General features: G+C 63.8%; 12 protein-coding genes. 4 read left to right on the forward strand and 8 right to left on the reverse strand.

Translation table 11 applies throughout. The features are described 5' to 3' along the window. The 8 genes from WBP07_RS28490 to WBP07_RS28525 all read right to left on the reverse strand — a co-directional run bounded on the left by WBP07_RS28490 (position 1) and on the right by WBP07_RS28525 (position 8,362). Positions 1-771: an energy transducer TonB gene (locus WBP07_RS28490; RefSeq protein WP_395396602.1), complete on the reverse strand. Its 771-nt coding sequence runs from the start codon at positions 769-771 to the stop codon at positions 1-3. Between the two features lie 5 nt (positions 772-776). Then, complete coding sequence (locus tag WBP07_RS28495; RefSeq protein ID WP_395396603.1) at positions 777-1,067, reverse strand: hypothetical protein; 291 nt, start codon at positions 1,065-1,067, stop codon at positions 777-779. Further along, positions 1,064-1,354, reverse strand: coding sequence for a DUF3325 domain-containing protein (locus tag WBP07_RS28500; RefSeq protein ID WP_395396604.1), 291 nt, complete (start codon positions 1,352-1,354; stop codon positions 1,064-1,066). The genes WBP07_RS28495 and WBP07_RS28500 overlap by 4 nt, the downstream gene beginning before the upstream one ends. After that, positions 1,351-2,880: a PepSY-associated TM helix domain-containing protein gene (locus WBP07_RS28505; protein WP_395396605.1), complete on the reverse strand. Its 1,530-nt coding sequence runs from the start codon at positions 2,878-2,880 to the stop codon at positions 1,351-1,353. The genes WBP07_RS28500 and WBP07_RS28505 overlap by 4 nt, the downstream gene beginning before the upstream one ends. Before the next feature lie 40 nt (positions 2,881-2,920). After that, complete coding sequence (locus tag WBP07_RS28510) at positions 2,921-5,434, reverse strand: TonB-dependent siderophore receptor (protein WP_395396606.1); 2,514 nt, start codon at positions 5,432-5,434, stop codon at positions 2,921-2,923. Between the two features lie 151 nt (positions 5,435-5,585). Continuing rightward, complete coding sequence (locus WBP07_RS28515) at positions 5,586-6,590, reverse strand: FecR family protein (RefSeq protein ID WP_395396607.1); 1,005 nt, start codon at positions 6,588-6,590, stop codon at positions 5,586-5,588. A 79-nt stretch (positions 6,591-6,669) separates the two neighbouring features. After that, positions 6,670-7,185 carry an RNA polymerase sigma factor gene (locus tag WBP07_RS28520; RefSeq protein WP_395396608.1) on the reverse strand — a complete coding sequence of 172 codons (516 nt, stop codon included), beginning with the start codon at positions 7,183-7,185 and terminating at the stop codon, positions 6,670-6,672. 157 nt (positions 7,186-7,342) lie between these two features. Then, positions 7,343-8,362 carry an SDR family oxidoreductase gene (locus WBP07_RS28525; protein WP_395396609.1) on the reverse strand — a complete coding sequence of 340 codons (1,020 nt, stop codon included), beginning with the start codon at positions 8,360-8,362 and terminating at the stop codon, positions 7,343-7,345. A gap of 87 nt (positions 8,363-8,449) precedes the next feature. On the opposite strand from WBP07_RS28525, the gene WBP07_RS28530 reads away from it, so the two are divergent. From WBP07_RS28530 to WBP07_RS28545, 4 genes are all read left to right on the forward strand, one after another. Continuing rightward, positions 8,450-9,313 carry a LysR family transcriptional regulator gene (locus tag WBP07_RS28530; RefSeq protein WP_395396610.1) on the forward strand — a complete coding sequence of 288 codons (864 nt, stop codon included), beginning with the start codon at positions 8,450-8,452 and terminating at the stop codon, positions 9,311-9,313. A 342-nt stretch (positions 9,314-9,655) separates the two neighbouring features. Next, entirely contained in the window at positions 9,656-10,165 is a 510-nt protein-coding gene (locus tag WBP07_RS28535) for an RNA polymerase sigma factor (RefSeq protein WP_395396611.1), read from the forward strand. 103 nt (positions 10,166-10,268) lie between these two features. Further along, the gene (locus WBP07_RS28540) at positions 10,269-11,240 is read left to right on the forward strand and encodes a FecR family protein (protein WP_395396612.1); all 972 of its coding nucleotides are present in this window, start codon (positions 10,269-10,271) and stop codon (positions 11,238-11,240) included. Between the two features lie 122 nt (positions 11,241-11,362). After that, complete coding sequence (locus tag WBP07_RS28545; protein ID WP_395396613.1) at positions 11,363-13,816, forward strand: TonB-dependent siderophore receptor; 2,454 nt, start codon at positions 11,363-11,365, stop codon at positions 13,814-13,816. Positions 13,817-13,823: the final 7 nt, after the last annotated feature.

The raw sequence follows: 13,823 nt of genomic DNA on the forward strand, positions 1-13,823 counted from the left end.
TCAGCGCATGAAGAACTCGACCGGCACGACGAGTTCGATGCTTTCGCCCTTCACGTCCTCGGGCGGTTTCGGCAGCGGCTGCGCGCGCTTCGGCAGGGCCAGCGCCTCCTGATCGAGCGAGCGAATGCCGGAGGATCGCTCCAGCGAGACCGAGAGAATTTTGCCCTGCCGGTCCATCGTGAAGCGGATGTAGGGCACGCCCTGCTGCCGCGCGAAATGCGCATCGCGCGGGTAACGCTTCACTTTGTCCAGCGCGGCGAGCACCATGCCCTGCCAGGTCGGTTTACCGCTCGACATCTGTGGGGCCGGCGGCGCGGGCTTGCTGACGGGCGCGGTGGTCTCCTTGATTGGCGGGCCCGGATCGGGCGGAGTGGGAAGGGCAGGCGGCGCTGCGGCCACGATGTTGGTGCTGGGCAGGACGATCTTCGGCGTTTCGATCGCGGGCTGATCCGGTTGTGGGACAGGCTTGTCCTTCTTGACCTGTTCGGGACCCGGCGGGACCTCCCGGACCGGCTCTGGCGGGGCTGCGGGCGGCGCGACGTTGACGGCCGTGAGCGTCGCCGGCGGCGGCGCGGCGGTGTAGGTCTGCCACGTCAGGAACAGGCCGGCGAGGATCGCAAGGCCCACCCCGCTCGTACCGCCAAGCCCGATCAGACGCGTGCCGAGCGACGCAGGCTGCTCGGCATAGCGGCGGGAAGCAACGGCGGGTTCGGGCGCGAACGGCTCGGAATGGATATGGGGCCGCGGACGTGCGGCGAGAGAAGTGATCATGGCAGTCATCCGGCGCGCAGGGCGAGCATGGCGAGCCCACAAGGCAGGCCGAAAACGAAAAGCCAGAGCCAGGCATGCGCCGGGCTGCGGGCATGGAACACCGCGATCGAAACACCTGCAAAAACCGCGAAACTGGCTAGCGTCACCCCGGTGACGGCCTCCACCGCATCGACGCCGAGACGTATCATCAGGCGTGAGACGGCGACGGTCAGCAGCGACGTCAGCGCATAGGCGCCCAGCGTTCCGGCCAGCACTCGGGCGGTCGTGGACCAGTGCGTGGATGCGGGTGCCTTCATCGCCGCACCTGGCGCATGATCCGTTCCCGGTTGGTCTGCACGGTGACGATGGCAAGGCTGGCAAGCGTCAGCCATCCGAACCAGACGACTGCGCCATAGCCCCAACCCAGCCGCGATCCGGCATGCAGGAAGGCGAAAGCCAGCAGGCCAAAGCCGGTCCAGCGCAAGGCGCGAGAGACCGGAGCGGCCAATTTGCGCCGCAGCCAGTCCTGCTGGTGCCGCGCCATGGCCATGAGCAGCAGGGCAAAGCCGCCAAGGCAGAGAGTGCCGACAACAACGTGGGTCATGCCATGATCTCCGTCCCGGTCCGTGTGCGGCGTGGCGGAACCTTCGCCTTGCGGGCCGCGAGGCGCCATGCGGCTAACGCCAGCAGACCCGCGGCAACGAACATCATCAGATCGAAGCCGACAAAGACCCAGTCACCTGCGATCAAGCTCGGCACCAGCCCGCGCGCAGTGGTGAGCGAGTTGACGAGCGGAACCAGCGCGTAGAGCGCGGCGGATACCGCCAGCGTCTCGATCCAGGCCCGTGCTGCCGGCCGTGCCAGCGCCCAGGCGACGCCGCCGCCCCATACCAGGAACAGGCAATCGATCTCCCATTCGTCACGCAATGCGACGTCCAGCGGCAACAGGCGATTGGCGAGGAAGTAGGCGGCGATCCCGGCGACGGGGCCGACCATCATCGCGATGTTGAGCCGTTCTACCAGCCGGAAGCCGAAGTGCGGCCGGGCCGGATCGGGAAGGCGCTGCCGCCGCTTGACGGTCCACAGGACGAGGCCTGTGCCTACCATCGCCGTGCCCAGCGCCCCCGAAACGAAATAGAGCCAGCGTAAGCCTGTCTCCGCAAATGTGCCGAGGTGAAGCAGGATCATCACGTCCTGCGTCGCCCGAGCGCCACCCTCTGTCGGGGCGCGATGAAGCAGCCGCCCATCGGTTGCGGACAGGATCAGACGCGGGCTGGGACGCCCGAGCCGGTCACGCAGCGCGTAGGCCGATGCGGTGGCATTGGCGTCGCCGGGATGGTCGATCGAAAGGCCGCCAAGATGCCCGCCGCCCCACAAGGCTTCCGCCTTTTCGGCCAGCGCTGGTGGGGGTAGCATCGCGCCGGTCCGGCCGGACGCCGGAAATTCCGGGGCATCGGGATAGGCCGCCGCGTTGAATGCCTTGCGGGCTGGAAACTGCGTATCGAGCGCCCAAGGCATGATCGTGAAAAGCAGCGCTGCAAGCCCGGTATAAGTGATCATCAGATGGAACGGCAGGGCCAGCACCGCCGTTACGTTATGGCTGTCGAGCCAGCTCCGTTGGCCTTTCCAGAACCGCAACGTGAAGAAGTCGGCGAAGATCTTCTTGTGCGTGACCACACCGGACAGGATCGCCACCAACATCGCCAACGCCGCGATCGATACGAGACTGCGCGCCCAGATGCGCGGCATCGCGTAGAGGTCGTAATGGAAGCGATAGAGGAAATTCCCGCCTTGCGTCTCGCGTACGGTGATCTCTCGCCCCGTGGCGGGGTCGAGCGTGGCCTTGCCTTCGGCCGCTTCGCCGCCTTCCCACGAGACGCGCACCACTTGTCCGCCCCGCGCGGGCAGCGACAGGTTCCACTCCTGAGCGCCGGTTGCCCGAACACGCAGGAGTGTGTCGGCCGCTGCGAGCGCCGGAAATGACGGCGACCGAGATGAAGCGGACGCGGACATTTCCGGTCGCATCCAGCGCGAAATCTCCTGCTGGAAATAGGCGGTCGTCCCGAACAGGAAGATCAGGAACAGCAGCCAGCCCGGCAGCAGCCCCACCCACGTGTGGAGCGCTGCCATCGACTGGCGAAAGCCTTGGGATTTCGCGCCGGACATCGCCTCAGTAGTTCCCGCGCAGGGTCACCATGAAGTTGCGCGGATTGCCATAAGTCGCCGCGCTGCTGGTGGAGACGCGGTAGGTCTCGTTGGCAAGGTTGTCGATGTAGATGCCGAGCGTCAGATGTCGGTTGATATCGTAATCGGCGCTGGCGCCGATCACCGCGTAGCCCTTGCGCAAGTCGCTGTTGCCGAACACCCGGACGCCGCCCCCCACGCGCAGACCTTCGAGCGCGCCGGGAAGCTGATAGGTGCTCCACAGCCGTGCCGAGTGCTTGGGCGCCCAGAGCAGGATCGGCGCGCCGTCGTCTTCCTTGTTCTTGGTGACGTTGAAGGTGTATCCTGCGGAAATCTGCCAGTTCTGCGTCAGAGCGCCTTTCAGTTCGGCATCGAAGCCCTTGCTGGTCTGCAGCTTCGCGACGCGCTGCATATACGTGGTGCCATAGCCGGGGATGACGACCTGCCCCTGCTCCTCGTCGTTCACGTAGACGTTGTTCTTCTCGATGTAGAAGACCGAAACCGCCGCCTGAAGCGCGCCGCCGGCAAGGTCTCCCTTCACGCCCGCTTCGTAGTTGCGGCCAGTGGTCGGCTTGTCGGAATAGGTGATCTTGGTCGGATCTTCGTTCCATTGACCGATCGGCACGATGTTCTGCATCGGCTCGAAGATTTCCGAGTAGCTGGCGTAAGCCGTCCAATCGCGCGAGAAGTCGTAAGTCGCGGCGGCGTAGGGTACGAACTTGCCGATGGACTGGTCGCGAAAGTTGTCGTTGCGGCTGTAGCGGCCGCCGACGATCAGCTTGACGGGATCGGCAAGGTGCATGCCCAGCGTGCCCCAGAAGCCGTAGCGCGTCGTATCCCAGCCGTTCTCGCCGTAGACGCTGCCCCATTCGCCGTAATTGGTCCAAGTCGCGATCTCGGCCTTGGTTGGCTTCGCGTAGCGGTAGTAGGTCAGGTATTCCTCTACCGTGACGCCGGCGATGCCGCCGATGGGATTGGTGGAATTGGCCTGACTGCGCGACCAGTTGGCACCGACCGCAACATCGTGTTGCTGTCCGAACAGCGTAAACTTGCCCTTGAGGTTGGCGTCCACCATCGTCTGATTGGCATGGCCGTGCGACATCCAGCGCATGAAGTAGCCGCTGGGCGTTGCCGCGTCCGAATTGATGCCGATGCCGTAATAGCCGTAGAGTTCGTTGGAATCGACTTCGTTGCGGGTGGCGTTGACGGTCAGGTTCCAGTCCGCGCCGAAATCGTGGCTGACCTTGGCGAAGTACTGGAGCGTCTGTGCCTTGTCATAGGCCCATTCGGGCATCCACGAATCCCGCTTGGACAGGATCGGCAAGTTTTCCGGCGTACCCAGACTGCCGCTTCGCCACGCCAGGGTGCGCTCGTACTTCTGGGCGTTGAGATCGTCATAGCTGACACCGGCGGACAGCGTGGTATCGGGGGTTACGTCCCACTCGATGATGCCGTAGCCGAACTTGTCCTTGGTGTAGGCGCCGGTGAAGTAGGAATCTGCGTCCTGCCAGCCCGCAACCACGCGTGCGCGCAAGGTGCCGGATGCGTTGAGCGGGCCGCCCACGTCCAGTTCTGCGCGGTAATTGTTCCAGCTTCCGGCATAGGCCGCGAACTTGATCTGGCGCTCCGCGGTCGGACGCTTGCGCACCAGGTTGACAGTGCCGCTGGCATCGCCGTTGCCCGAATAGAGCCCGTCCGCCCCGCGCATTACCTCGACGTGATCGTAGGCCAGCAAGTTGGGCAGACCGACGCCGTTGATGATCGACTGTAACCCGTCATGCATGCGCATCGGGCTGCCGCCGTCGATCGTCAGGTTCTGCAGCAGAAACCCGCGTGAGTAGAACACCGGCGTGCGCGTATTGTACGAGGCGACGTAGATGCCCGTCACCTGATCCAGCGCATTGGTGACGGTGGTGATGTTCTTGTCCTCGATCTCCTGCGCGGTCAGCACAGTGACGCTGCGTGGGATTTCGCGGATCCGCTCGGCCGATTTACCGCCGACTTGTGCGTACTGACCGGCGAGCGACTTGGTGCCTTCGGTCATGGTGAGAGCAAGGTTCGCGCCATCGGTTCCGGTGCCTGCCACGGTCTCGTTGCCGCCCTCGACGCGGACTGGGCCAAGCTGGGTGGCACCGTCCGCCACTTGCGGTGCGCGTTCGATCGTGAAAGTGCGCGGCGCGGTCTGGCGGAAGGTCAAGCCTGTTCCGGCCAACAAGCGGGACAGCGCCTCGGTCGAGCCGAAGCTGCCTTTGAGGCCGCTGGTCGAAATGCCCTGCGTCAGCGGAGCATCGTAGATCAGCTCGATCCGCGCCTGCCGCGCAAGCTGGTTGAGCGCAGCGGGAAGCGGGCCGGCGGCAATGTCGTAAGTGACCGCAGTTTGGGCCAAGGCCATGCCTGGAACGGCGGCGATGCCGATAGAGAGCGTGGTGGTGGTCAGCAGGCCAAGGGCAAGGCTGCGGGCCGCCGATCGGACAGGGCGGCGCAGACGGTTCGAATTCACGGAAAAACCCCCAAGATCATGAACGAATGGGAGCGCGGATGACGCTATTGCGACGCGCTCTCAAAACTTTGACGTGTGACGGAGGAAGAACGGGACTGCCGGGGCCAGATTTTTTTGTATTTTTTCGCACGGGCCGCGTCAGAGCGCGGATTCAGCCGTAAATGAAGATCATGCGGTCGGTCAGGCGAACCGACTTCAGGCTCAGTGATCCCTGCAGCTTGGCGACTGCGCCGACCGGATCGTGAACGTTGAACACACCGCTGACGCGCCGTGCGCGTACCTCTTCGCCGACGACCTGGATGAAGCCCGGATGATAGCGGCCCAGTTCGGCAACGACTTCGGACAGCGGTCGGTTCTCGAACGTCAGGAACCCTTGCGTCCAGGCATCCGCATCGGCGACCTTGCCGGCTTCCAGCGGACCGATACCGCGCGTGCCGTCATACGTGACGCTGCCGCCCTCGCCGATATCGACGGAGTTGCCGCCCGGTGCCGGATAGGCCACGCGCACACGGTGCTCGGTGACGCTCACCCGCGTAACGTCATCGACCGCGCGCACCAGGAAGCGCGTTCCCAGTGCCGTCGTACTGCCACCGTTCGCCTCGACCGTGAACGGGCGGGCGCGATCGGGGGCCACGGCGAAGGCGGCCTCTCCCTTCAGCAATCGGATCGTCCGTCGGCCGGGCGTATAGTCGAACGCCACGGCGCTTTGGGTATTGAGAAGGATGCGCGAACCGTCCGGCAGATCGATCGTGCGCTGCTCGCCCGTCGCGGTCATGGCATCGGCCTGCAGGCGGGTGGGCACGTCATAGACTTTGCCGACGATCAACAAGCAGAGACTGGCGGCCAATGCGGTCGGTACCCATCGGCGAACGGGAGCGCGCGTGAGCGAAGACGGCACTGGCAAGACGCGATGGGGAGCCAGCGATGCACGAACGTCCGGCACGACCGTCACGGCGGCAAGATCGGACCACACGACTTCCATTTCCGCGAAAGCCTGCGCATGGCGCGGGTCGGCCGCGAGCCAGGCATCCAGTTCCGCCTCGTCGCTCAGCAACCCACTGTCGCGCTCTGCGAACCAGCGCGCCGCCTCGTCGGCGATCTCGTCAGGAATGGTGTCGTCTGCCATCACCGGCGCGGTTCCTCGGGCTTGCGACATGCCATGGCCATGCCGACGCCTATAAACGGGAGACGTCCGGCGTGCGCGGATCGGGACTGTTCGCTGCGAAAAAAGAAAGTCACGCGTCCGTATCATCCTGAAGTCTGGCATGACAATGCCGCACCGCGATGCGTACGTGCTTCGCTACGGCATTGAGCGTTATGCCCAGCCTTTCCGCTACCTCCTGCGCGGGCAGCCCGTCGATGCGCCGAAGCGTGAAGACCTGACGACAGCGTAACGGCAACTCCTCCAGAGCCGCCTCAAGCCGTTGCAGCCGCTCCCGGTCGACCATCCGGGTTTCGGCGGAAGGGGTATCCGCCGTTACTTCCAATGGCAGTTCGCCGCCGTCGAACAGCTTGCCGTGGCGCGCAGCGGCACGCACATGGTCGGTCGCCAGATTGGTGGCGAGGCGGTAGAGGAATGCCTTCTTGTTGAGGATAGGCGGATCGTCCTCCACCCGCTGGACGCGGAACCACAGGCTTTGCGTCACATCCTCTGCCGCCGGCGCATTGCCGACAATGCGCTGCGCCAGCCGCAGAAGCGAGCGGCGTTCCGTCAACAGCAGACGCGTCAAGGCACTGGCGTTCGATGACATTTCGTGCGCGCTTAGCGATGCTGCGATCAATTCGCAATAAGTCGAGAGCTATTGCGGCTTCGCAGCTTCCGGGAGAGAGGAATTGGCCGCTCTCGCTCCATCAAGAGGGCAGCCCAAACGGCCGCTCGTATAAAGACACACGGTTTCCGTTCAAATTTCAGGCTGGTTCCGCGTTGCGTAACCATGTCACCTCGTCGGCAATGGTTTCGTGGATTGGCCGAAAGGAAAGGCCGAGATCGTGCTCAGACTTGCGGTGGTCGAAGCGGGTACGATCGGCTTCGCGCAACATGAGACGAACCGTGGCGAGTCCCATGAGGGCAGACTTGCCCATCAATCTGGCCGACAGTTCCTGAAAGCCGGCCACGACCCATAACACGGCGGGAGGTATGACTCGCTTTGGGGCCGCGATGCCGGTGACCTGCGCATAGCATTGCATAAGATCGCGCATCGCAACATGCCGACCGGCGGCAAGATATCGCTCGCCGCGCCTTCCTTTTTCGGCGGCAATGATCAGGGCGTGCGCAACATCCCGGGCATCGACGAACGCAAAGGTGCCCGGCGGCACTCCCGGCAAGCGGCCGTGCAGGTAGTCGAGTGTGAATTGGCCCGCCGAGGTTGGCCCCAGATCGCCGGGGCCGTGCATCCAGCCGGGCAGGATGAAGCAGGCGAAGAGGTCCGGATAGCGATCGAGCGCTTCTGCCACTGCCCGGTCGGATAGGATTTTGCTGCGATAATAATCGTCGGCATCGGCTTCGTCGCGGATCATCGTCTCGTCGATCAGGCCGCCGCGCGGGCCGTCCAGCACGGCGATCGAACTCGTGTGTATGAACTTTCGCACTCCGGCCTGGTAGGCCGCCTCGATCAGCTGCCGGGTGCCGTCGACATTGATGGCTTGCAGTTCAGCCCAATGCCGGCCGCCGCGGTAGCTTTCGCGAAAGTACGCGGCCGTGTGAAAGACCACGTCGCAGCCCTGTAGGGCTGCAGCAAACTGGTCGATCTGCGCCATGTCGCCCTCGATGACCGTCAGCGCCGAGATTTCCTTCTCAGAGGCAAATTGCCGGTGTGCCTTTTCGCGAGATCGGGCGAGTGCTTTCACCTGATACCCTTGCTTCAGTAGGAGGCGAACGAGGTTGCTTCCCAGCAATCCGGTTGCTCCGGTTACGAATGCAGTCGACATGATCGGCGTCCTTGATTGAGAGCGGGATCTGCGACTTAGCGACAGATTGATTTGCGTAGAACGATCACCCATGCAAATCAGCTTTTCATGAATGCAAAACAAAATCTGGATTGGGACGACCTTCGCCTCTTTCTGGCGGTAGTTCGGCGCGGGAGCTTCCTTCAGGCCAGCCGAATTGTCGGCATGGTACCATCCTCCCTTTCGCGGCGTATGGACCGGCTTGAAGACGCACTAGGCCAAGCGCTGTTGCATCGTGGTTCGGAAGGAGTGAGGCCAACGGCACGAGGACGGCAACTTGTGGCGGTCGCCGAAGCGATGGAGCGGACCCTTGCCCCACAAGTGGGCGTTAGTGACGGGGCCGGCAGCACTGTCACCCTCTCGTCGGGAGAAGGCTTTACGCCGATCCTGATCGACGTGATCGCAGAACTTCGTAGCGCAATGCCGGGATGCTGGGTCGAACTATTGACCGATCAGCGCCTGGTCAAAGTGGCGAAAGGCGCTGTAGACATAGCGGTCCGCTCGGTGCACCTGGGCGAGCCTTCGCTGATATATCGCACGGTGGCGCAGATTCCATTCGGGTTCTACGCCAGCGAAGAATATCTCCGCACCCTCGGATCCCATCCGCAGATGCATCAAGCAGAACTGATCGATCTTGCCTCGCCCTTAAGCGAAATGGCGGTAATGCGGGCAGTTCGTGCCATGGGTTTCGCCGCCAGGCCGCTCCGTCTATCCTCGTTCGACGCACTTACGATCGCTGTCAGAGCTGGAATGGGAGTGGGAGTGTTGCCCTGCATATCCGCCGAAGGTCTTGTCCAGTTGTTCACGCATGTCGAACTGCCGCCGCTTGACGTATATGTCGTGGCACATCCCGATGGGCTTAAAGAGCCTCAGATTAGGCTCGCCTTCGACTTGTGCTGCGATCAGATACAACGATCGTTTGCACGATCCTGAAGCTTCACGGACCAGTCAACCGAGGTTTTACGATCGGACCTGTCCAATACTTTCCCGGGGCTGCCGGACCGGCTTGAAACCGCTGCCGCCGATTGTCCGGCGATCATCAAGGGCATGAACGACGCTGCAGAAGGGCGAGGCAAAATGGACATGGCCGGTCTGCAAGGACGCATCGAGCGAGCCGTTTTCGGCTACCTTGGGCCAAATCTGTGATCGCCCCCTTTCCGCCAGGCATCGACGGCACACTGCTGGCACAGATGAAATTCGTAAGACAGCGGACCCGAGAGTAGTTGCGAGTCATTCGCAAATTCTCTAGGGGCCCCATTGTCACGAGCGGAGCCCATGTCCACCAACGCGCTTGTCCTGTCCCATCTGCTGCTGCGAGAGCGGCCGTCGCTGATGAAGCGGCTGCGGCGGATGCTGCGCGACGAACGCGCGGCGGAGGATGTGACGCAAGGGCTTTGGCTGAAGATCCAGACCGTTCACGATCATCCGCCGATCGACAATCCGGCAGCCTATCTCCACCGCCTTGCCATGAATGCGGCGACCGACGTTCTGCGCGCCTCGAAGCGGCGCGGGGCCGAGATCGAGGCGGCAGTGGCCGACGTACTCTGGGTGGAAGACGACAGCCCGGCGCCCGACCGTGTGGCCATCGGCAGGGACATGCTGGAGCGCATCATGGCGGCGCTGGAGGCGCTGCCGGAACCGACTCGAACGATCTTCCGCCTCAACCGTTTCGAAGGCCTGACCCAGCGGGAAATCGCGGAGCGCTACAAGGTTTCGACGACCATCGTCGAACGTCATATCCGTCGCGCCCTGAAGGCGCTGGACGATGTGCGGAACCAGCCGTGAGGAAAATCTGCACGCCCCTGTTGGGAAAGCCCGATCCCGGAACGTCATGCCAGATGACAGGCCGCGATTTTTGCCTGCGCATGACTAGATGGCCGGGGGTGTGATGGAACCCGAAGAGGAACTGGCGGAAACGGCGCGCGGCTGGATCGCACGTCTTGCATCCGGCGAGATGGATGGCGAGGAGCTTGATCGCTTCCGGCAATGGCGTGCTGCGCATCCCGACAACAATGGGGCGTTCGAGCACCAACGCGCGCTGTGGCGGGCGCTAGGGCCGGCAAGTATGCCGACATATGTGCCACCCAGGCGGCCACGGCGTCTGCCATGGCGACGGCAGAGTGGATCGCCCGCGCGTGCATGGCAGGGGATCGCGCCCGGGATCGCCGTTGCCGGTGCGGCGGCGCTGGCCGCTGTGCTTGCCCTCCCGGACGTAACGCTGGCACTGCGGGCCGATCACCACAGCGGGATCGCGGTGGAAAGCGTAACGCTTCCCGATGGCTCGGCCGCCGTGCTTGACGCCGGGTCAGCGATCGCGGTCCACTTCAGCGAAAACGAGCGGATGGTTTCGCTGCTCAAGGGTGATGCCTGGTTCGACGTATCGCATGGTGACCGTCGGCCGTTTCGGGTGGAGGCACTTGGCGGTGTCACGGAGGATGTCGGCACGGCCTTTGAGGTTCGCCGGGAGAGCAACGCGGTGCTGGTCGGCGTGACGCAGGGCGCGGTGGAGGTCCGATCCGGCACCCCCGTGGTGGCTGCGGCCCTGCATGCATCGCAACGCGCGCGGTATGAGGCTGGAGGACCGGTGCACCGGATGGATGATGCCGCGCCGACCGACATTGCCGTCTGGCGCAATGGCGAACTGCTGCTCGACAAGGTATCGGTGGGCGATGCGATTGGGGCGGTTGGCCGCTATCGCCGCGGGCCGGTGCTGGTAATGGGCGCGTCGTCCCGCGCCACGCGTATCAGCGCGGCGTTTCGTACCGACCGGCCGGACGAGGCTATCGATGCCATCGCCCAGATGGCGGGTTTCAACGTCTATCGCCTGGCCGGGATCGCCGTATTGCGTCCGGCTCGATAATTTTTTCGCCCTGGTGTTAGGAAGCTGCCCCCGCCCCGCGTCAGACATTGTGAACGTGCCGCTAATGCGGCGCATTCGCATTATTGAACGCGTCTCGCATGGGTCGAGCAGGGGATCATAGAATGTCGTTGCAATCGTATCGCCGCGTCGTCGGCGCCACCCTTCGTCTGTCGTTGCTGGCATCGGGAGGCGTGTTTGCGCTTTCCGCGGCGACGCCGGCTCTGGCGCAGAGCGCGCGGCAAGCCGTCCGCAGCTTCGACATCGCCGCGCAGCCGCTGCCGGGCGCGATCCGTCAGTACATGCAGCAGTCCGGCGTACAGGTGGCCTATCCGGCCGATTTGGCAGAAGGCGCCAGTTCGTCGCCGGTAAAGGGCGAATTCGGCGCGGCGGAGGCGCTTTCACGCCTACTTTCGGGCACGGGCCTTACCTTCCGCTTCACCGGTGCGGGCACTGCCACGCTGGAGCGTGCGCCGCAGTCGGCCAGTGGTACCATTCAGCTCGGCCCGGTGCAGGTCCAGGGTGACGGGGGCGACTACGGCATTCCCGCCAGCATGACCAGCGACCCCAATGCCACCGAAGGCACCGGGTCCTACACGATCCGCCAGACCAAGGGTGTCACTCGCCTCGACCTTTCGCCGCGCGAAACGCCGCAATCGATGTCGGTCGTGACCCGGCAGCAGTTGGACGATCAGCAGCTGATCTCGGTCACCGACGCATTGCGGGTCGTGCCCGGCATCGTCCTTTCGCACGACGACAGCGATCGGCACTTCCTCTATTCGCGCGGGTTTTCGACCACCATCGTCCAGGTCGACGGGTTGCGATCCTATGACCAGGACGCCAGCGCCAGCTTCCTGACGCAAGTCGATACCGTGACGCTGGACCGAGTGGAGGTTGTCCGCGGCGCCAGCGGGCTGCTGAAGGGCGTGGGCAATCCCTCTGCCGCGATCAATCTGGTGCTGAAGCGCCCGACCAGCGAGTTGCAGGGCTATGCCTCGTTCAGCGCTGGCTCGTGGAACCGCTATCGCGGAGAGGCCGACATTTCCGGCCCGCTTAACAAGGAAGGCACGCTGCGCGCCCGCGCGGTCGCCGCGTTCGAGAGCCGTGACAATTTTTCCGACTACTACCACAAGGAAGTGCAGACCTATTACGGCATCCTCGAATACGATCTGACGCCCGATACGCTGGTCGATGCCGGGGTGGAGTACCAGTATTCGCACACCGACGGTTCGACATATGGTGCCATCCCGCTGTTCTGGTCCGACGGCACGCGCTTCATCGCCAAGCGTTCGTGGAGCCCGTCCAGCAAGGGCGCCTATCTCGAAACCAAAAGCCGCAAGGTCTTCGTCGACGTGAAGCACGATTTCTCGCCCGATTGGCAGGCGCGGGTGCGGCTGACGGATTCGCGCCTGATCCGCGACATGCTGGTGCGGCAGATCTACGGCTCGATCGCGCCGAACCGGCAGACCGGCACTGCGACGATCTACAACACGACGCTCGATCCGGACCGCAAGGCCAAGGGCGTGGACGCGCAGGTCACTGGCCATCTCGATCTAGGTGGATGGGACGCGGATGTCGTTGCGGGCTATTCGTGGACGCGCGGGGTGCTGCACCGCACCGATGCCTACAAGAACGAAACCACGCTGCTGGCCGACTGGGATGGGCAGATCGCCCCGCTGCAGGATTGGACCGGCGCAACGGTTTCGGCGCGCCGTACGATGGAGCGTGAGACCAGCGCCTATGCCACGGCCCGCCTGCGACCGCTCGATGGCCTTTCGGTGATCCTTGGGACCAATTTTACCACCTACAAGCTGCGCGACGTGGTCAACAGCGTGCTCAGCCGCCGCCTCGATGAGAATGGCAAGTTCGTGCCCTATGCCGGCGTGGTCTACGATTTCGCCAAGAACCTGTCGCTCTACGGCAGCTACACGCAGATTTTCTCACCCGCGTCGGTCTATGGCGAGGATGACAACCTGCTCGATCCGGTCACGGGCGACAATTACGAAGCCGGCATCAAGGGAGAGTTCCTGGGCGGTGCCCTGAATACCAGTCTTGCGGCGTTCTATATCAAGCAAAACAACGTCGCCGTCGCCATTCCCGGCGCGACGACGCCTTCCGGCGCGCAGGCGTACGAGGGGGCGGATGGTGTCACCAGCAAGGGCGTGGAGTTCGAGGTTTCCGGCGAGATCCTGCCGGGCTGGCAGATCCAGGGCGGCTACACCTACCTCCATGCGCGCACGGCTGCGGGATCGCGCGTCAACACGGGCCTGCCCCAGAACCAGGGCAAGCTTGCCACGTCCTATCGCTTCAGCGGTGGCAGCCTCGACCGGGCGATGATCGGTGCCAATCTGACCTGGCAGGACGCCACATACTACGCGACCTCCTATGGCACAGCGAAGCAAGGCAATGTCGCCGTGGTCGGCCTGATCGGCGGGTACGAGGTGAACGATCACCTCTCACTGTCGGTCGTGTTGAACAATCTTTTCGACAAGACCTATTATGACGGATACGGCCTCTACACGTCCTACACCTACGGTGCCCCGCGCAACGTGCTGTTCACGGCGCGCTACAAGCTGTGAGTGAGCG

Origin of the sequence: Novosphingobium oxfordense, assembly GCF_044029435.1 — a bacterium.
Taxonomy (GTDB): Bacteria; Pseudomonadota; Alphaproteobacteria; order Sphingomonadales; family Sphingomonadaceae; genus Novosphingobium.

Coding starts and splice junctions, on each gene's coding strand:
- WBP07_RS28535 (WP_395396611.1), top strand. CDS start 9,656: ATGTCCACCAACGCGCTTGTCCTGTCCCATCTGCTGCTGCGAGAGCGG.
- WBP07_RS28545 (WP_395396613.1), top strand. CDS start 11,363: ATGTCGTTGCAATCGTATCGCCGCGTCGTCGGCGCCACCCTTCGTCTG.
- WBP07_RS28515 (WP_395396607.1), bottom strand. CDS start 6,590: ATGTCGCAAGCCCGAGGAACCGCGCCGGTGATGGCAGACGACACCATT.
- WBP07_RS28490 (WP_395396602.1), bottom strand. CDS start 771: ATGATCACTTCTCTCGCCGCACGTCCGCGGCCCCATATCCATTCCGAG.
- WBP07_RS28505 (WP_395396605.1), bottom strand. CDS start 2,880: ATGGCAGCGCTCCACACGTGGGTGGGGCTGCTGCCGGGCTGGCTGCTG.
- WBP07_RS28520 (WP_395396608.1), bottom strand. CDS start 7,185: ATGTCATCGAACGCCAGTGCCTTGACGCGTCTGCTGTTGACGGAACGC.
- WBP07_RS28500 (WP_395396604.1), bottom strand. CDS start 1,354: ATGACCCACGTTGTTGTCGGCACTCTCTGCCTTGGCGGCTTTGCCCTG.
- WBP07_RS28525 (WP_395396609.1), bottom strand. CDS start 8,362: ATGTCGACTGCATTCGTAACCGGAGCAACCGGATTGCTGGGAAGCAAC.
- WBP07_RS28495 (WP_395396603.1), bottom strand. CDS start 1,067: ATGAAGGCACCCGCATCCACGCACTGGTCCACGACCGCCCGAGTGCTG.
- WBP07_RS28540 (WP_395396612.1), top strand. CDS start 10,269: ATGGAACCCGAAGAGGAACTGGCGGAAACGGCGCGCGGCTGGATCGCA.
- WBP07_RS28530 (WP_395396610.1), top strand. CDS start 8,450: ATGAATGCAAAACAAAATCTGGATTGGGACGACCTTCGCCTCTTTCTG.